Below are 16611 nucleotides of genomic sequence, written 5' to 3'. Positions count from 1 at the left end.
AGATCCGTGGGGGAGCTGACATGAGCAAGTTGGGCACGATCCTCGACCAGATCGACTCGGGCACGGTGCTGCTGCCCGAGTTCCAGCGCGGCTACGTGTGGAACCGCGACCAGGTCCGCGGCCTGATGCGCTCGCTCTACCTCGGCTATCCGGTCGGCGCCCTGCTCGTTTGGGAGACCGAAGCCGACCATGGGTCGGTGCGGGGCAGCAGCAAGGCTGGTGGCGGGATCAAGCAGCTGCTCCTGGACGGTCAGCAGCGGATCACCTCCCTCTACGGGGTGGTGCGCGGCAAGCCTCCGGCGTTCTTCGAGGGCGACCCGGCGGCCTTCACCGGCCTGCGCTTCAACGTCGAAGAGGAGACCTTCGAGTTCTACGCGCCGGCCAAGATGAAGGACGACCCGACGTGGGTCGACGTCACCGAGCTTTTCGTCGACGGCATCGAGCCGCACATCGGCAAGCTCTCGGCCGACCCGGCCACCATGCCGCACTTCGCCACGTACATGGGTCGGCTCATCCGGCTGCGTAACATCCTCGAGCGCGAGTTCCACCAGGAGAAGATCACCGGCGCGGACAAGGGCGTCGAGGTCGTCGTCGACATCTTCAACCGCGTCAACTCCGGCGGCACCAAGCTCTCCAAGGGCGACCTGGCGCTGGCAAAGATCTGCGCCGACTGGCCCGAGGCGCGCTCGACCATGCGCAAGCACCTCAGCACGTGGTCGACGGCCGGATTCCAGTTCAACCTCGACTGGCTGCTGCGCAACGTCAATGCGGTAGCGACCGGCCGGGCCCAGTTCGAGTTCCTGGAGGGGGTCGGCTCGGCCGACTTCGCCCAGGCGCTGACCTCCAGCGAGCACTACATCAGCGGCTTCCTCGACGTGATCTCGGGGCGGCTCGGCCTGGACCACGACCGGGTGCTGATGGGTCGCTACGCCTTCCCGGTGGTCTCCCGCTTCCTGCACCTCAACGGCGGCTCGTTCGCCGACGCCACCCAGCGCGATCGGATGCTCTTCTGGTACATCCACGCCGCGCTGTGGGGACGCTTCGCCGGCTCCACCGAGACGATCCTGACTCAGGACTACGAAACCGTCGCCCGCACCGGCATCAACGGCCTGATCACCAGCCTCAGCCGCTGGCGCGGCGGCAACCTCGTCATCGACGGACAGGACTTCGAGGGATTCGGCCGCGGCTCGCGCTTCTACCCGCTGCTCTATCTGCTCACCCGCGTGCTCGGCGCCCGCGATTTCGGCTCCGGGCTCGAGCTCAGAGCCGAGATGCTCGGCTACCTCACCTCGCTGCAGGTGCACCACATCTTCCCGAAGGCGCTGCTCTACAAGCACGGCTACGGTCGCTCCGAGGTCAACGCCGTCGCGAACTTCTCCTTCCTGACCCAGCAGACCAACCTGGCGATCGGCAAGCGGGCGCCGGAGGACTACTTCGCCGAGACCCAGCAGAAGCACCCGGGCGCGCTCGAGTCGCAGTGGATCCCCACCGACCCGCAGCTCTGGCGTCTCGATCGCTACCGCGAGTTCCTGGCCGCCCGCCGGGAGCTGTTGGCCGAGGCCGCCAACGGATTCCTCGCCAGCCTGCGTGACGGAACCAAGCCGGCGGCCGAGCCGCTGCGACCGGTGGTCGTGGTGGCCGAGGAGGACGACGACGTCCGCGCCCGCCAGATCAAGGCGCTGGTCGACGAGCTGACCGCGGCCGGCTGTGCCGAACCCGCGCTGGACAGCGAAATCGCCGATCCTGCCACGGGACGTGTCCTGGGGGTGGCCGAGGCGTACTGGCCGGACGGCCTCCAGCCGGGTCTCGGCAACCCGGTGGTGTTGGAACTCGACGCCAACCCCGACCTGCCGCGCATGGAGGAACTCGGGTACGAGGTGTTCACCTCGGTGGACGCGCTCCTCGGCTACGTGGCCCGCCGCAACGAGCAGGCAGCCGGACCGTCGGAGGACGACGACCACGTCGGCCCGGACGAGTCGACCGTCGAGGACGCGGCGCTGGCGGCCGGCCCGCCGTCCGCGACCGTGCCGGCGCAGGCCGCGGTTGGCGGCACGGGCGCCGACTTCGACCGGGCGATGCGGCAGCTGTACGTGGCGGCGCGCGACGAGGCCGGCTACAACGCCACGCTCTTCCTCAGCATGCTCGCCGAGCACGGAAGCATCTCCACCGCGAAGAAGCTGCTCGCCAGCTCCGTGGTGTCCGACGGCTTCGTCGCGCTGTGGGAGCGGGGCCGGCTCGACCTGACGGTCGAGGCTCTGGTGACCAGGCCGGAGTTCGAGTGGCTGTTCGATCCCGCCGAGCTGGAGGTCGCGCGCACCCGCCTGCAGCAGTTCGAGTACGAGGCGCGGTGATGTCCATGGCCGTCAGCAACCTGCTGCTTCCGCGACAGCCGGCGGTATCGCCGTCGGCTCAGGCCGAGCAGGTCATCACCGAGGTGCTGGCCGACCTGCACTCCCGCGAGCACCGGGGCGTGGTGGTCGACTCGCCTCCCGGCGCCGGCAAGTCGACCCTGGTCGTCCGCGCCGCCATCGAGCTGGCCCGCGCCGGCGAGCCACTGATCGTCATCGCCCAGACCAACGAGCAGGTCGACGACCTGATCGACCGGCTCGCCCGGCAGGCGCCCGACCTGCACATCGGCCGCCTCTCGGCGAACGACTACAGCGCCACCGAGCGGATCAAGCGGTACGCCACCGTCCGGGTCGCCGCCAAGGTCGCCGACCTCGGCGGTCCGTCGATCACTATCGGTACGGCCGCAAAGTGGTCGATGGTGTCGGAGGGCTGCTGGCCCTGGGCGATCGTCGACGAGGCCTACCAGATGCGGTCGGACGCGCTGCTGCGGGTGGCCGGCCGGTTCGAGCGGGCGCTCTTCGTCGGCGACCCCGGCCAGCTCGACCCGTTCTCCACCGTCGAAACCGAACGCTGGGTCGGCCTCACCTGGGATCCGATGCAGTCCGCGGTCGCCGCGCTGCTGCGACACAACCCGGACCTGCCGGTGCACCGGCTGCCGGTGTCGTGGCGGCTGCCGCCGTCGGCGGTGCCGGTGGTCGCCGAGGCGTTCTACCCGTTCACCGGGTTCGAGGCCGGGACGACGCCTGGCGAGCGGTCGCTGTCGTTCAGCACCGCCGGGTTCGGGGGCGGTCTGGTCGACGCGGCGTTGGAGACGGCGGCGGCGAGCGGGTGGGCGCTCTATGAGTTGCCCGCCCGGCACACGGCGCGCACCGATGCCGAGGCTGCTGCGGCGTGTGCCGCCCTGGCGCGCCGGCTGCTGGAGCGTGGGGCCGTCGCAGTTTCGGAACGCGAGCCCGGTGGGGCGCCCGTCACGGCCGATCGGATCGCGATTGGCGCTGCGCATCGGGACCAGGTCGCCGCCATCCGTGCTCACCTCGGCGAGGCCGAGTCCGGCGTCACCGTCGACACCGCCAACCGGCTTCAAGGCCGGGAGTACGACGTGACGATCGTGTTGCACCCGCTTTCGGGCCGGCGGGACGCGACCGCGTTCCACCTGGAGTCGGGGCGGCTCTGCGTGCTCACGTCCCGACATCGGCAGGCGTGCGTCGTGGTGGCTCGGGCGGGGATCGCCGAGCTGCTCGACGCCCACCCGAGCACTGAGCCGGTGCACCTGAACGTGCCGGTCAAGTTCCCCGACGGTTGGGAGGCCAACCAGTCCGTCCTGGCTCATTTGCTGGCACATGGAGTAAGGAGCTGACGGTGGCGAGCCGTTGCAAAAGGTCGCGGGCGGGAAGACCCCCAATCGAGACGTGACCTAGCGAACGAAGACCATGAACATCGGAGCGCCCTCCCACGCTGGCTTGAGCCGTGCTACGCATTGCCACCCCCAGGAGTCGTAGGCGCGACGCGCACCGACGTTGTCGGGCCGGACGAGCAGAGTGGCGCGCTCCTCGGTCCGGCTGCGCATCAGATCGTCATGTAGGGCTCGGGCTATGCCTCGTCGCTGCCACGCGCTGCGTACCAACAACTCGCTGACGGCAAAGGTTCGTTGGTCAGTTTCCTCGGTGAAGCCGGCCGGCACAGGTTCCTGGATGCCATCCCACCACCGGGTGTCCGGCGCCAGCGGGAATCCGTAGATGTAACCCACCAACTGGTCGTCGACCGTCGCTGCCACCAGCGACCAGCCTGGGCGTGGCATGTGCGCGGCGAGCTGCTTCCCGTATCGCTCGGTGTTGTAGAGCGGCCCGTCGTTCGCATGGGCGTCCAGGTAGACGTCGATGAGCTGGTCAACCAACGTCTGGGCCTCCTCAGCCGTGTAGTGCCGCAGCCGCAGGTCTTTCTGCATCAGGCCGGTGTCCCGTCGTAAGCGTCGTTGAACTCCCGGACGTGGGGGAGCGAAGTGCCTGCACCCGCAAGATCGGATCGTACTTCGGCCAGCAGCGCGCTTATTCGTCCCGACCGCACCCGCCCCATTTCCGGCAGCGGTTCGCAGGTGTCACCGGCAACCTCGCCGTTCGCGGGTGGCTGTGCCCATTGCGCTCTGTCGAGCCTAACCCAAACCGTTGCCAGGGTTCGCGGTATACGCCCCACGTATATCGACCATCCTCGCGCCGCCATCTCGGTCGCCGCCGGTCCTGCCCGACGTGGTGCCTCGCCTTCGCCGGAAGTCGAGGCGGAGGGCTGGCTGCTCCTCGGGTTCGAGTACGCCGCCGGCCGCCACCCCGACCTGACCCCGGATCGCCCGATCTGCTTCCGGTGGTGCAACTGTTGAGCGGACTGAGCTGTCAGCTGACTCCGGCTCCGCCCATTCCGCTGCAGCGATTCGCCGACCGTTGGCGGGACCTCATCGCCGCCGAACTGGTCGACGGCGACACGCTCCTGCACACCGACATGATGCCGCGGAACTTCCTCCTCGCCGACCGGCTGCGACTTGTCCACTGGTCCAGCCCGGCGCACGGAGCGGCGTGGATCGACACCGCGTTCCTGCTGGTACGCCTCATCCGCGCCGGCCACGAACCGGCCGCCGCCGAGGCGTGCGCCCGGCAGGTCCCGGCGTGGGCGCACGCATCCGGCGAGGCGGTGAACGCCTTCGCCGACGGGCTGGGTGCGCCTCTGGGAACGCAAGCAGCAGACCGCGCCCGGTCCCCACCCGCGGACCGATGCTGGACGCAGTGTCCGCGTTGGCGGACCTACCGGAGCGCTATCAGCCGGCGATAGCAGATTGTGACAGCGAATCTCGCAGCCCGGGTTCAGCGGTTTGAAGGATCAGTGCCGTTAAGTAGATATCGCGGTGCTGCGGCTTGGGCGGCGAGGAGTGCTTGCGTCAACCGGTTGTGAACGTATGGGCGGAGGAGTCCTCGTGCCGCCCCCAGTGGGTAGAACTTGCACGCCAGCAGTTCGTCGTCCATTGGTCGGAGCGCGGCGAGCTGGCGGTTGTTCAGGACGCCGCCGTCGAAGATGAACATGAGGCTGTCGTCCCATGCGCCGTGGGGCGCCACCCAGTCCACCACGAGCATGGTCCGGATCCGGAGGTCGAGGCCGAGCTCTTCGCGAAGCTCTCGCTCAGCGGCCTCGTGCGGAGGCTCGTTCGCCTCGGCCATTCCGCCGGGCAGGTCCCAGTCGGGCTTGTATCGCGGGTTGACCAGCAGGATTTCACCCTGCTCGTTGCGGATCAGGACGTCCGCGCCGACCCGCTTGCGGGGCTGCTTCGCGTTGCCTTCAGCTAGATGGACCCGCCATGCTTCTGGATCGCGCTCGTAGAGCGGACGGTCATCGCGCATGCGCCTGACCTGCACTAATCACCGAGTGAAGTCCTCCCATGATGCCGATCCACGCATTCTCGCGGATGGCCTCGCCGATCCGCACCATCGTCGCCTGCGCTTCGGTGGAGCGCGAGGCGTGCGGCTTGAGCAGCATCTCCACGTGCCGGAGGTGTTCCACGACCACAGCCGAGCTTAGGCCGGTGGTGAGTTCCAGCACGCGGTGGGTGACGACACACGCTTCATCGAGCAGTCCCCGTCCCAGTAGCGCCGTCACGAGCATGAGCTGGGCGAGTAATCGGCTCCGCACCCTCTCACTGGCACGCGCAGTAAGCGCATCTTCCAAGCGTCTGTGCGCCTCGGCGAGATCACCCATGCGGAGGAAACAGCGTGCAGCTTCGATGGCGAAGGAGGTCTCGTCGAAAGGGCTCAGCCACTTGGAGACGACGACCGTTTCCTCGGACAGGGCGCGTTCGGCGTCTTCAAGCACGCTCATCGCCTCGGCCGGTTTCCCGGCGATGGCCAGGCTGCGGGCCTGTATGGCCAGTAGCCGTGCCTTGAGTAGACCGTGCGAAGGCGCCGTCCGCGCCGCCTCCAATCCGCTGATCGAGTACGTCAACGCGTCATTGGCATTGCCCTGATAACTGGCGAGGTGGCTGAGGCTTGCGAATACCTGCGCCTTGAGCTGCTGGTCGCCGCTATCGCGGGCCAGGTAGCTTGCGGCCATCAGATGTTCTCTGGCGGTCGGCGCGGCGCCAGCGTCGTGCGCCATCCAACCCGCCATCTCGTGCAGGGAAGCCGTGGCCGCGAGGAACGCCGGAGATGCGGCGGCTCGGGCTCCGTGCCTCGTCAGCGAACTTCCGTGCTCGGCGAGATAGCTGCTCACGGTCGCGTAGAGGTGCCCGCCGCCCACCCGCCGGTCCGCTGAACGAAGCGAGCGGAGCAGGCGCAGGTCCGGCTCACGCGGTGCGGCCGGGGAATCGCCGGCTGGGCTTCCCGCGGGTAAGGCGAACCACAGCAGTTGCTGGGGCATACCGAGCAGCGCTGCCCAGGCGGCGAGTCGATCAAGGTCGCGCAGGGGCAGGCCGTTCTCCAGCCGGCTGAGCTGCGCCTGCGTCTGCCCCATCCAACCTGCGACGACTTCTTGCGGCAGCGGACGCATTCCGTGGTGCGGATGATGCCGGTACGCCCTTATGACGCGTCCGATGTGGCGGTCAGCGAAGGCGGCCTGTAGCTCGGACGTATCCCAGAACCCGGTCGGCAGGGTGGGTGGCGTCAGCAGGCGTGCGCTCTGTCGCCGGTAGCAACTGCTGCACTGGTTCGTCCGGTTGTCCCGTGCCAAACCTGCGCCACAGGAACAGCGGCGTGATGCCCGGTTGGTCTGCACTCAACACCTCAGGCGTCCTGTCCGTCAGCATGGGAATCGTTGAGGTTGTGGGAGCTATGAGCGATCCGTATACGCCTCATCGACCGTCGGTCATTCTGCCTCCTTCGAATCGCCGACACCATCCCTACACGGCCCGGGGCGGGTGCTGGGCTCCGATCGGTGCAGGCGCGCGCGACCGTACCGGTCGTCCCCGCCCGCCTCGGCGCCCTACCAGAGCGAGGGAGGGACATGGATTCGATCGACGAGGTGCTCGGAGAGCTGCCGCTGCCGCCGTACGTCACCGTCGAGAACGTCGGCTTCGCCGTCAAGGCGCTGACCGTGCACGCGCCCGAGCAGTGGCCGGACGGCCCGCGCTGCCGCAACGACCGCGCCCCGCATCCGTGTCGGCTGCACCGCTGGGGCCAGCGCGTCCTGGACCAGCGCGGCCTCACTGACCGGCAGGTCCAGGCGCTAATCGCCGAGCAGGAGGCACCGCAGCGATGATCTACGTGACCGGCGAGCGCCTGCAGGCGCACCACGTCCGCGCCGCCACCTTCGACATCCGCTGGCGCGGCCTCGACCCGAACCAGGTCTACGACTACCTCCACCGGATCGCCGACGAACTCGACCGCCTCCACCGGGATTTGGCCACCGCGAACACCGAAGCCGAGCGCATCCGCCAGGCCCTACGCCAGTGGCAGTCCCGCCACACCGGCTGCCGCCACACCGCACCCGGTTCACCGAACAGTAGGTGGCCGCGATGACCGCACCCCGCTGGGTCATCCACCTGCCCACGACGCTGACCAGCCTCGACGAGACGACGAGACTGGCGGCAGCACTGCGCGAATCCCTCGGCCACGTCACCGCCATCGACTTCGGCGAGACCACCCTCAGCGAGGAGGACCGCCAGTTCCTGCGTACCCGAGTGTGGTGTGACGCCAGGCTCGACGGCGCCGGCCGCTGCCGACGTCGCAACGACCACGACGGCCCGTGCGGGAGCACGGGGGAGTAGCCTCCGGGCATGCCCGACCCCTTGATCGACGACCTGTTGGCCGCCTTCACGCCTCCCGCGCCGTACACGATGGAGGCCGCCGCCGACGCTCCCCGCGCGCCCGGCGTGCACGTGGTCCTCGACGGCGGCACGGTCATCTACGTCGGCCGGACCGGGAACCTGCGCAACCGCCTCCGGCAGCACCTGACCGGCAACCGCGGGTCGTCGGTGCTGCACGAGCAGGTCGGCCAGCTCCTCGACAAGCAGGGCCCGGTGGCGACAGCGCAGGACATCGCCGGCTGGCTGGGCAAGCGCGAGGTCCGCTGGCAGGAGACCGACAACCCGGAGGGTACGAAGGAGAGCCTGGTCCTGGCCTTCAAACCTCGCTTCAACCGGCAGGTGCCGAAGCCGCGCCGCTAATGCTCGCGGCGGGCAGGGCCACCCGGAAAGAGCGAGCGTCGACTTCCGCTGGGCAGCACTGATCGTTAGATCGGTACCCGATCTGCGAGACGAGGAGGACACGGTGCCGGACTTTCCGAAGGCCATCGCCATGGTCGACCGTATGGAGCCGGTGCCCCGCCGGATCCGCGCCTTCCTCGCCGGGGAGCAGGTGCTGGACACCACGCGGGCGCGGTACGTGTGGGAGTTGCCGTTCTACCCCCAGTACTACATCCCGATCGCCGACGTGAATCGCAGCCTGCTGATTGATGAGCAGCACAGCGAGGAGTCACGGCGCGGCACGGCGCGGCTGCACGGGCTGCGGGTGGGCGAGACGATCCGTCGCTCGTGCGGCCGGTGGTACGGCGACGACGCGCTGCCGGGGCTGGCGGACATGATCCGGTTCGACTGGGACGCCATGGACCGCTGGTTCGAGGAGGACGAGGAGGTCTTCGTGCACCCCCGCAACCCGTATGCCCGGGTTGATGCGCTGCGGTCCACCCGGAGCGTACGGGTGGAACTGGACGGGGTCGTCCTGGCCGAGTCGACGTCGCCCGTGCTCGTCTTCGAGACCGGCCTTCCGACGCGCTACTACCTCAACCGCACCGACGTGAACTTCCACCATCTCGTGCCGTCCGCGACGACGACCACCTGCCCGTACAAGGGCCGGACCAGCGACTACTGGTCGGTCCGGGTCGACGGCACCGACCACCCGGACCTGGCGTGGTCGTACGCCTTCCCCACCGCGGCGCTCCTGCCGATCGCCGGCCTGATCGCCTTCTACAACGAGAAGGTCGACCTGATCGTCGGTGGCGAGCGGCTCAGCCGACCGAAGACCCACTTCTCCTGACCGACGCCGCGCCGGTTCTGGGCTGCCGGACCGGTGCGGTTGTCCCTGGCGGCGGCCGCACGGGCGTAGGGTCGGTGCCGTGGACGGGGAAGGGCGTCGATACCGGTACGTCGGCCCGGCCGACGTGCGGGCGTCAGTCGCCGACGCTCCCGAGGGCTGGCCCATCCGGTCACCGGTCGATCTCGACGCCTACCTGGCGGCCGCAGATCCACGCGACCGTGACGAGCCGTTCACCTACGTCGTCGACACCGGCGGTACGTTGCGGCTCGCGCCGAGACGCAGCGAGCACGTCGCCTGCGCTGGCGGCGGCGAGGTCCTCGGCGCGGGGGAGATCGCTTTCGCCAACGAGTCGGACGGCTGGGTCGTGACCGAGGTGACCAACCAGTCCACCGGCTACTGCCCCGATCCCACCTCGTGGGTGGCGGTGGCGGGCGCCCTCGACCGGGCAGGTATCGACCGCCCGGAAGGCTTCACCGTGACGGTCATCTTCCGGCGCTGCCTCGACTGCGGCGAACGCAACCTCGTCCGCGACGACGACTACGTCTGCGCGCTCTGTGGTGCTGAGCTGCCGGAGGATGTGGAACCTCGGCTGACGGCCAAGCCGTCGACCAGTCAGCGTTTGCGCTGACACCCGAGCCTGAGGGCGAACCCCGACCAGTCTCGTGGCGATCGACCGCCACAGCCACCGCCATCGGGCTGATCGCCGCCGGCCTCACCGTCACCGGCCCGGCGGCTGGTACATGACCGGGAGCTGGGCCGCGGCGTCGATCTCCTCCGGGGTGATCAGCGGGATGACCCGCGCGTCCACCCCGCCTGCCGCGCGGACGGCGATGCCCAGGGCGGCGGCGGTCACGGTGTCCGGCAGGTCGCCCACCACGTACAGGTCGTACTCGCCGAGCGCGAAGTACAGGCTCTCCACCCGGCCGCCGGTGTTCTCGATGAGAGCCCGGACGACCTCGGCGCGCGCGGTCCCGCCCTCCCTGCCCAGCCCCGCCATCCCCTGACTGGTGTAGGTCGCCTTGACCAGGAACTTCGCCACGCTCGCACCACCTTCCCCCACGCTCCCCGCAGCCCGGCCGCGCGCGCCGCGCGTACCCGCTTCCCGCCCGACTACGCCTGGTCAGCCTTCCTGGTCGAGGAAGGCGAGGGTGACCGCGGCGAAGAGCGGCGAGGAGAAGAGGTTGTAGTGGGTCAGCCCGGGCAGGATGGCCAGGGCGTGGCCGCCCGTCGGCCGGCCCTCGCCCGCCCAGCCGCCGTCGCGCAGTCCGCCGTCGAGCAGCTCGAAGACCTCGACGAAGTGGCTCGGGGGTTGCATGTCGGCGTCGGCGGCGACGACCAGCGTCGGCACCCGCAGGCCGCGGACCTGCTCGGTGAAGTCGAAGTCCTTCGCCATCGCCTTGCCGATCTTGTCCAGCAGCCGGGGGAAGTCCTCCGGACGCGGCGCCACCCGCTGGTAGAGCTCGTACATCGGGGTTTCCTTCATGAACTCGGCGGCCGCGCCGGTGACCTGGCCCTGCTGCGCGAGGATCTCCGGGTACGTGGCGTCGCGGCGGATGCCCGCCGACGCCGACACCAGGCGGCCCACCTTGTCGGGATGGCGGATGGCGACCAGGAGCGCGACGCCGCCGCCGAGGGAGTAGCCGACGACGTCCGGCTTCTCCAGCCCGAGGTGGTCGATGAGGGCCGCGACGTCGTCGGCCATCAGCGCGATGTCGAGCGGCCGGTCGATGTCGGCGGTCCGGCCGTGCCCCTGCAGGTCGACCAGGATGACCTGGTGGCCGCCGGCCAGGGTGGGCAGGATCGGCCCGAACATCTCACCCGACCCCAGGCCGCCGTGCAGCAGGACCATCGGGCGGCCCTGCCCGTGCGTCTCGTAGTACAGGTTGATGCCGTTGACGTCGGCGTACCGGCCGGTGGTGGTGGGCTCGGCGGTCCACTGCGTGGTGGTCATGACGGTGCTCCCTCGCGTCGTGTTCTGAGCTGACGTCCTGGTGACCAGGCGGACGCCGGAGACTCATCGGTGCGGGAGACACGAATTTCGGGCCCGGGATTGTCGGGGGAGAGGGCTAGATTGGCCGGCGTGAGTGACGTGGCGACCGGCACCTCCATCGAGTCGCACCTGGAGCCGTACCGTTCGGAGTTGACCGGCTACTGCTACCGGATGCTGGGCTCGGCCTTCGAGGCCGAGGACGCCGTGCAGGACACCTTCGTGCGGGCGTGGCGCAACTTCGAGCGGTTCGAGGGCCGGTCGGCACTGCGGACCTGGCTGTACCGGATCGCGACCAACGTCTGCCTGACCATGCTCACCAGCGCGCAGCGCCGGGTCCGGCCGATGGACCTCGGGCCCGCCGGGTCGGGCGACGCCACGCACGCCGGTGAGCCGCGTCCCGACGAGATCTGGGTCGGCCCGGTGCCGGACAGCCGGGTGCTGCCGGAGGGCAGCGACCCGGCCGAGGTGATCGCCGGCCGCGAGTCCGTGCGGTTGGCGTTCGTCGCCGCGCTGCAGCACCTGCCGCCGCGGCAGCGGTCCGTGCTCATCCTGCGGGAGGTGCTGGCCTGGTCCGCCCAGGAGGTGGCCGACCTCCTCGGCACCACCGTGGCGAGCGTCAACAGCGCCCTGCAACGGGCGCGGGCCACCCTCGCCGCCGCCGACACCACCGCCGACGTCTACCGGCCGCTCGACGAGGAGCAGAAGGCGCTGCTCGCGCGGTACGTGAAAGCGTTCGAAGCGTACGACCTGACCGCCCTCACGACGCTGCTGCACGAGGACGCCACGCTGTCGATGCCGCCGCTGCCGCTGTGGATGCGCGGCCACGACGACATCCTCACCTGGATGGGCGGCACGGGCTGCGGATGCCGCGGCTCCCGGCTGGTGCCGGTGGTGGCGAGCGGACTGCCGGCGTTCGGGCAGTACCGCCCCAGCCTCTCCGGCTCCGGGCACGACCCGTGGGCGTTGATCGTCCTGGAGATCTCAGGCGGGCGGATCGCGGGCGTCAACAACTTCCTCGACACCGCCCGCCTGTTCCCGCTGTTCGGGTTGCCGGGCCGGCTGGAATAGCGCGTCGGTCAGGCCGAGCAGGTCGGCGAGCTCCAACAGGCCGGCGCCGGCGCCGCTGACCACCAGCCGCCAACCGTGCCGCCGCGCGGTCACCCGCAACCGGGCCAGGGCCTCGATCGTGACCACGTCCGGGCAGGCCCGGCTCACGTCGCAGACCACCACGCCACCGTCTTCGCCGCGCAGCACCGCGGCCAGGTCATCGCAGCGGGCGGGGATGTCCGCGCGGGTCAGCATCGCGCCGACGGCGAAGGAGATCGCGGGGGGCGTCACCCGGATAGGACCGCCGGGCGCCGGCAAACTCACCGCACCCGGACCGATGAATCCCGTACGACCCGGTGGTCTGACCGGCATGACGATCAAGCGGACACTCCGAATCGACGGCCGGGTCCTCCTGCCCGGCGACGAGGGCTACGACACACACCGCAAGCCCCTCAACCCGGCGCTCGACCCCCGCCCCGCCGTGGTGGTGCGGGCCGCCGGCACGGCCGACGTACGGCGGGCGGTGCTCGCCGCCCGTCACCACAAGCTGCCGTTCGCCGTCCAGGCCACCGGTCACGGGACCCACGTGGCGCACGACGGCGCGCTGCTGCTGCGTACCGGTGCGATGGCGGCGGTCCTCGTCGACCCGGACCGGCGGGTGGCCCGCGTGGGTCCCGGCGCCCGGTGGGGTGACGTCCTGGCGGCGGCCGCGCCGTTCGGGCTCGCGCCGCTGTCCGGCTCCTCACCCGACGTGGGCGTGGTCGGCTACACGCTGGGCGGCGGCCTGGGCTGGCTCGCCCGGGAGCACGGCCTGGCAGCCGACAGCGTGCTGCGCGCCCAGGTGGTCACCGCCGCCGGCACGGTGGAGACGGCCGGCCCCGACCGCAACCCCGACCTGTTCTGGGCGCTCCGCGGCGGCGGAGGCTCGTACGGCGTGGTCACCGCGCTCGAGTTCCGCCTGCACCCGGTCAGCCGGGTGTACGCCGGCGCGGTCACCTTCGGCCGGGACCGGGCCGCCGAGACGATCGCCCACTACCGGCACTGGATCGAGCGGGTGCCCGACGCGCTCAGCTCCGCGCTGCTGCTCACCCGTGACGGGTCGCTCGTCGTGAAGGCCATGTACACGGGCGACCCCGACCGTGGCCGTGCGCTGCTGGAACCGCTGTGGAAGGTCGCCGGGCCGGTCGTCGACGACGGCATGCGGGTCGTCGAGTACCCGCACGCGGCGATGGGCGGCACCTTCGCCCGTACCTTCGACCAGGTCCGCGTCCTCGACGACGACCTCGTGGCCGCGCTGGTGGCCGAGCCGGACACCACCGTCGAGATCCGCCACTGGGGTGGCCGCATCGCGCGCGACTCGGGTGCCGCCGCCCACCGCGACGCGCCCCTGTCGGTCGTGCTCGACACCGTCCCGTCGCCGCGCACCGAGGCGGCGCTGCGCCGTGCCGGCCTCGGCAGCAGCTTCCTCAACTTCCTGCCCGACCCGTCCCGGACGTCGACGGCGTTCACCGCCGGGAACTGGACGGCGCTGCGGCGGATCAAGGCGACGTACGACCCGGACAACGTCTTCGGCGCGGGCCTCGCCGTCCCACCCGCGCGGATGACCGTCTCCGCCTGACCGGCGTGCTCGCATAGACCATGTTGACTGCGGCTGGTAGACCGGGAGGGGACGCGCGCGAAGGAGTTGCCTGTGAGTGGGGAGATGCCGGACCGAGCCCTGACGGCGGCCCTGGCCGACGCCGCGGCGATCCGCGGCACCATCGAACGCAAGGCGACCCACAACCAGAACGTCATCGGCCTGCACCTCACCGTCGTCGCGGCGGTCGCCGGGTTCATCCTCGCCGAGAAGGCCGACCTGCGCCTGCTCCTCATCCTGCCGCTCGTCAGCGCCGCGCTGGGCTTGAACGTCGTCTCGCAGTACCGGGACATCCGCATCGCGGGCGACTACATCGAGCAGGTGCTGCGCCCGGCCATCGCCCAGTACACCGGCAACGGAACCCTCTTCGGCTGGGAGGCGTTCTACTGGAAGCGGAAGCACGACGGGCACCTGGCGCAGGCGACGGCCATGGGTCTGATCTTCCCGGGCGTCTCCACGCTCGCCCTGGCGATCACCCTCCCCGCGGTGCGGACCCTGGCCGATCGGCTGGCCTGGGTCGTCGGGGCGGGGATGCTGGTGCTCCTGCTCGCCTCCTGGACGAACCGGCTGTCGGAGATGGCCCGTGCCCGGCGCGTGCGGCTCCTGCGGCGGCGGATGCCACCGGCGGCCGACACGAGGGAGGCGGAGCCGGCGGCCGGTTGACGCGCGGCCCGCGACGCCGCCGGATCAGGAGCGTTCGACCGGCGGGTGACGACGAAGCGCGCCGCCAGCGCCGCAGCAGTGCTGCCGTGGCCGTCCTCACAGCTCTGCTGCCCGCAAATCCGAAGGCGGAGTGTCGGTGGCGAGGGCTAATCTTCCTGCGAGCGTTCACCCCTCGCAGGTCGCGCCGGCCCGCCGGCAGGCGCCGCGCCGCCACCACCGCTCATCCGTTCGGTTGATCCGACTTCAGGAGATTTCGTGACACAGCAATCCGTCGCGGCACCGCAGCCTGTCCCGACATCGGACAAGCTCGACGCCGCGGTCCTCAAGGTGGCCGGTGTCGTCGTGCTCGGTGCGATCATGTCGATCCTCGACGTGACGGTGGTCAGCGTCGCGCTGCCGACGTTCCAGAACGAGTTCGACGCGTCGTACGCCCGCGTGGCGTGGACGATGACCGGCTACACCCTCGCGCTGGCCACGGTGATCCCGCTCAGCGGGTGGGCCGCCGACCGGTTCGGCACCAAACGCCTCTACATGATCGCGTTGGCGTTGTTCACGATCGGGTCGGGTCTGTGCGCCACCGCCGACACGATCGGCGAGTTGATCGGCTACCGGGTGCTGCAGGGCCTGGGCGGGGGCATGCTCATGCCGATCGGCATGACGATCATGACCCGGGCGGCCGGGCCGAACCGGATCGGCCGGCTGATGGCCGTCCTCGGCATCCCGATGCTGCTCGGCCCGATCGGCGGCCCGATCCTCGGCGGCTGGCTGATCGACGTGGCGAGCTGGCACTGGATCTTCCTGATCAACCTGCCGATCGGCGTCATCGCGCTCGTCTACGCGCAGCTGGCCCTGCCGAAGGACAACCCCGAGCCGTCCGAGTCGTTCGACTTCCTCGGCATGCTGATGCTTTCGCCGGGTCTCGCCCTGTTCCTCTACGGCGTCTCCACGCTGCCCGAGACCGGCACGTTCGCCGATTCCGAGGTGTGGGGGCCCATGCTGGTCGGGGCCGCGCTGGTGGTGGCGTTCGTCCTCTACTCGTTCAAGCCCCAGCACCCGCTGCTCGACCTGCGGCTGTTCCGCAACCGCCGGCTGACCATCGCGGCGGTGACCCTGTTCGTCTTCATCATCGCCTTCATGGGCGCCGGCCTGCTGTTCCCGAGCTACTTCCTGCAGATCCGCGGCGAGTCGACGCTGCACGCCGGCCTGCTGATGGCGCCGCAGGGCCTCGGTGCGATGGTCACCATGCCGATCGCCGGCATGCTGGCCGACAAGGTACCGGTCGGGCGTACGGTGCCGTTCGCGCTGCTGCTGATCGTCGCCGGGTTCTTCACCTTCACCCAGGTCGACCCGAACACGTCGTACGTGCTGCTCTGCGGCTCGCTGTTCGTCATGGGCCTGGGCATGGGCGGCACGATGATGCCGATCATGACCTCCGCGCTGAAGACGCTCACCGGCCACGAGGTGGCGCGCGGCTCCACCCTGGTGAACATCCTCCAGCAGATCGGCGGCTCCGTCGGCGCCGCGGTGATGTCGGTGATCCTCACCAACGAGCTGAACGGCTCCCGGGTGGTCCCCGGCGTGACCGGCCCGAACGGCGAGCCGGTCACCGAGGCGGGGCTGGCGATCGCCGCCCAGCAGCGCCCCGAGCTGGCCCAGCAGGTCCCGGATCCGTCGCTCATCGAGCGGGGGCTCGACTACGCCGCCGACTCCTTCGGCACGACGTTCTGGGTGGCGTTCGCGCTGGTGCTGGCGACGTTCATCCCGGCCGCGTTGCTGCCGCGCCGGCGTGAGCGGTCGCACCTGCTCGACGACCAGCCCGGCGAGCCGGGCGAGCAGCCGAAGACGCCCGTCGTCGTCCACTGAGCCGACCGTCGAGGGCCGCCGGGCACGTCCCGGCGGCCCTCGCGCGGCCCGCTCGAACG

General features: G+C 70.4%; 18 protein-coding genes and 1 pseudogene. 13 read left to right on the top strand and 6 right to left on the bottom strand.

The features are described from left to right. The first annotated feature begins 20 nt into the window (after positions 1-20). On the top strand, positions 21-2351 hold the full coding sequence (locus tag GKC29_RS29140; RefSeq protein ID WP_155333861.1) for a DUF262 domain-containing protein: 2331 nt from the start codon (positions 21-23) through the stop codon (positions 2349-2351). A 5-nt stretch (positions 2352-2356) separates the two neighbouring features. After that, positions 2357-3706, top strand: coding sequence for an AAA domain-containing protein (locus GKC29_RS29135; protein ID WP_155333860.1), 1350 nt, complete (start codon positions 2357-2359; stop codon positions 3704-3706). Between the two features lie 57 nt (positions 3707-3763). On the opposite strand, the gene GKC29_RS29130 is transcribed toward GKC29_RS29135, so the two are convergent. Beyond that, complete coding sequence (locus GKC29_RS29130) at positions 3764-4294, bottom strand: GNAT family N-acetyltransferase (protein WP_155333859.1); 531 nt, start codon at positions 4292-4294, stop codon at positions 3764-3766. A 422-nt stretch (positions 4295-4716) separates the two neighbouring features. Between GKC29_RS29130 and GKC29_RS29125 the strand changes: the two genes are divergently transcribed. Continuing rightward, on the top strand, positions 4717-5166 hold the full coding sequence (locus tag GKC29_RS29125; RefSeq protein WP_155333858.1) for a hypothetical protein: 450 nt from the start codon (positions 4717-4719) through the stop codon (positions 5164-5166). Positions 5167-5198: 32 nt separating this feature from the next. On the opposite strand, the gene GKC29_RS29120 is transcribed toward GKC29_RS29125, so the two are convergent. Both GKC29_RS29120 and GKC29_RS29115 read right to left on the bottom strand, forming a co-directional pair. Continuing rightward, complete coding sequence (locus GKC29_RS29120) at positions 5199-5729, bottom strand: NUDIX hydrolase (RefSeq protein ID WP_155333857.1); 531 nt, start codon at positions 5727-5729, stop codon at positions 5199-5201. Then, on the bottom strand, positions 5719-7095 hold the full coding sequence (locus tag GKC29_RS29115; protein WP_155333856.1) for a DNA-binding protein: 1377 nt from the start codon (positions 7093-7095) through the stop codon (positions 5719-5721). Before GKC29_RS29115 ends, GKC29_RS29120 begins: the two co-directional genes overlap by 11 nt. 228 nt (positions 7096-7323) lie before the next feature. On the opposite strand from GKC29_RS29115, the gene GKC29_RS29110 reads away from it, so the two are divergent. From GKC29_RS29110 to GKC29_RS29085, 6 genes and pseudogenes are all read left to right on the top strand, one after another. Next, complete coding sequence (locus tag GKC29_RS29110; RefSeq protein WP_155333855.1) at positions 7324-7578, top strand: hypothetical protein; 255 nt, start codon at positions 7324-7326, stop codon at positions 7576-7578. Further along, positions 7575-7838, top strand: coding sequence for a DivIVA domain-containing protein (locus tag GKC29_RS29105; RefSeq protein WP_155333854.1), 264 nt, complete (start codon positions 7575-7577; stop codon positions 7836-7838). Before GKC29_RS29110 ends, GKC29_RS29105 begins: the two co-directional genes overlap by 4 nt. After that, positions 7835-8074 (top strand): annotated as a pseudogene (locus tag GKC29_RS29100) (hypothetical protein); the annotation flags it as partial. The gene GKC29_RS29105 and the pseudogene GKC29_RS29100, both read left to right, overlap by 4 nt. A 21-nt stretch (positions 8075-8095) precedes the next feature. Next, entirely contained in the window at positions 8096-8485 is a 390-nt protein-coding gene (locus GKC29_RS29095; RefSeq protein ID WP_155333852.1) for a GIY-YIG nuclease family protein, read from the top strand. A 103-nt stretch (positions 8486-8588) separates the two neighbouring features. Further along, complete coding sequence (locus tag GKC29_RS29090; protein ID WP_230688852.1) at positions 8589-9353, top strand: DUF427 domain-containing protein; 765 nt, start codon at positions 8589-8591, stop codon at positions 9351-9353. 79 nt (positions 9354-9432) lie between these two features. Next, entirely contained in the window at positions 9433-9981 is a 549-nt protein-coding gene (locus GKC29_RS29085) for a hypothetical protein (protein ID WP_155333851.1), read from the top strand. Positions 9982-10071: 90 nt separating this feature from the next. Here the strand turns inward: GKC29_RS29085 and GKC29_RS29080 are convergent, their stop codons facing one another. Further along, positions 10072-10392 (bottom strand): GYD domain-containing protein, encoded by a 321-nt coding sequence (locus GKC29_RS29080; protein WP_155333850.1) that lies wholly within the window; start codon positions 10390-10392, stop codon positions 10072-10074. 81 nt (positions 10393-10473) lie between these two features. Further along, positions 10474-11304 carry an alpha/beta fold hydrolase gene (locus tag GKC29_RS29075; protein ID WP_155333849.1) on the bottom strand — a complete coding sequence of 277 codons (831 nt, stop codon included), beginning with the start codon at positions 11302-11304 and terminating at the stop codon, positions 10474-10476. A gap of 129 nt (positions 11305-11433) precedes the next feature. Between GKC29_RS29075 and GKC29_RS29070 the strand changes: the two genes are divergently transcribed. After that, entirely contained in the window at positions 11434-12411 is a 978-nt protein-coding gene (locus tag GKC29_RS29070) for a sigma-70 family RNA polymerase sigma factor (protein WP_196255769.1), read from the top strand. Here GKC29_RS29070 and GKC29_RS29065 read toward each other — a convergent pair. Continuing rightward, complete coding sequence (locus GKC29_RS29065) at positions 12325-12681, bottom strand: STAS domain-containing protein (RefSeq protein WP_196255768.1); 357 nt, start codon at positions 12679-12681, stop codon at positions 12325-12327. The two genes, GKC29_RS29070 and GKC29_RS29065, sit on opposite strands and share 87 nt — an antisense overlap. 79 nt (positions 12682-12760) lie before the next feature. Here GKC29_RS29065 and GKC29_RS29060 point away from each other — a divergent pair, with 79 nt between their 5' ends. From GKC29_RS29060 to GKC29_RS29050, 3 genes are all read left to right on the top strand, one after another. Then, positions 12761-14008, top strand: coding sequence for an FAD-binding oxidoreductase (locus GKC29_RS29060; protein ID WP_196255767.1), 1248 nt, complete (start codon positions 12761-12763; stop codon positions 14006-14008). 72 nt (positions 14009-14080) lie between these two features. Next, on the top strand, positions 14081-14689 hold the full coding sequence (locus GKC29_RS29055) for a hypothetical protein (RefSeq protein ID WP_155333845.1): 609 nt from the start codon (positions 14081-14083) through the stop codon (positions 14687-14689). Between the two features lie 255 nt (positions 14690-14944). Beyond that, positions 14945-16552, top strand: a complete 1608-nt coding sequence (locus tag GKC29_RS29050) for a DHA2 family efflux MFS transporter permease subunit (protein WP_155333844.1) — start codon at positions 14945-14947, stop codon at positions 16550-16552. Positions 16553-16611: the final 59 nt, after the last annotated feature.

Origin of the sequence: Micromonospora sp. WMMC415, assembly GCF_009707425.1 — a bacterium.
GTDB lineage: Bacteria > Actinomycetota > Actinomycetes > Mycobacteriales > Micromonosporaceae > Micromonospora.
Note: the sequence above shows the minus strand (reverse complement) of the source record. Positions and strands in the feature narration are given on the sequence as shown.

Excerpts from the sequence above, each read along its gene's own strand:
- GKC29_RS29140 (WP_155333861.1), top strand. The coding sequence starts at position 21 with ATGAGCAAGTTGGGCACGATCCTCGACCAGATCGACTCGGGCACGGTG.
- GKC29_RS29135 (WP_155333860.1), top strand. The coding sequence starts at position 2,357 with ATGGCCGTCAGCAACCTGCTGCTTCCGCGACAGCCGGCGGTATCGCCG.
- GKC29_RS29130 (WP_155333859.1), bottom strand. The coding sequence starts at position 4,294 with ATGCAGAAAGACCTGCGGCTGCGGCACTACACGGCTGAGGAGGCCCAG.
- GKC29_RS29120 (WP_155333857.1), bottom strand. The coding sequence starts at position 5,729 with ATGCGCGATGACCGTCCGCTCTACGAGCGCGATCCAGAAGCATGGCGG.
- GKC29_RS29110 (WP_155333855.1), top strand. The coding sequence starts at position 7,324 with ATGGATTCGATCGACGAGGTGCTCGGAGAGCTGCCGCTGCCGCCGTAC.
- GKC29_RS29105 (WP_155333854.1), top strand. The coding sequence starts at position 7,575 with ATGATCTACGTGACCGGCGAGCGCCTGCAGGCGCACCACGTCCGCGCC.
- GKC29_RS29095 (WP_155333852.1), top strand. The coding sequence starts at position 8,096 with ATGCCCGACCCCTTGATCGACGACCTGTTGGCCGCCTTCACGCCTCCC.
- GKC29_RS29075 (WP_155333849.1), bottom strand. The coding sequence starts at position 11,304 with ATGACCACCACGCAGTGGACCGCCGAGCCCACCACCACCGGCCGGTAC.
- GKC29_RS29060 (WP_196255767.1), top strand. The coding sequence starts at position 12,761 with ATGACGATCAAGCGGACACTCCGAATCGACGGCCGGGTCCTCCTGCCC.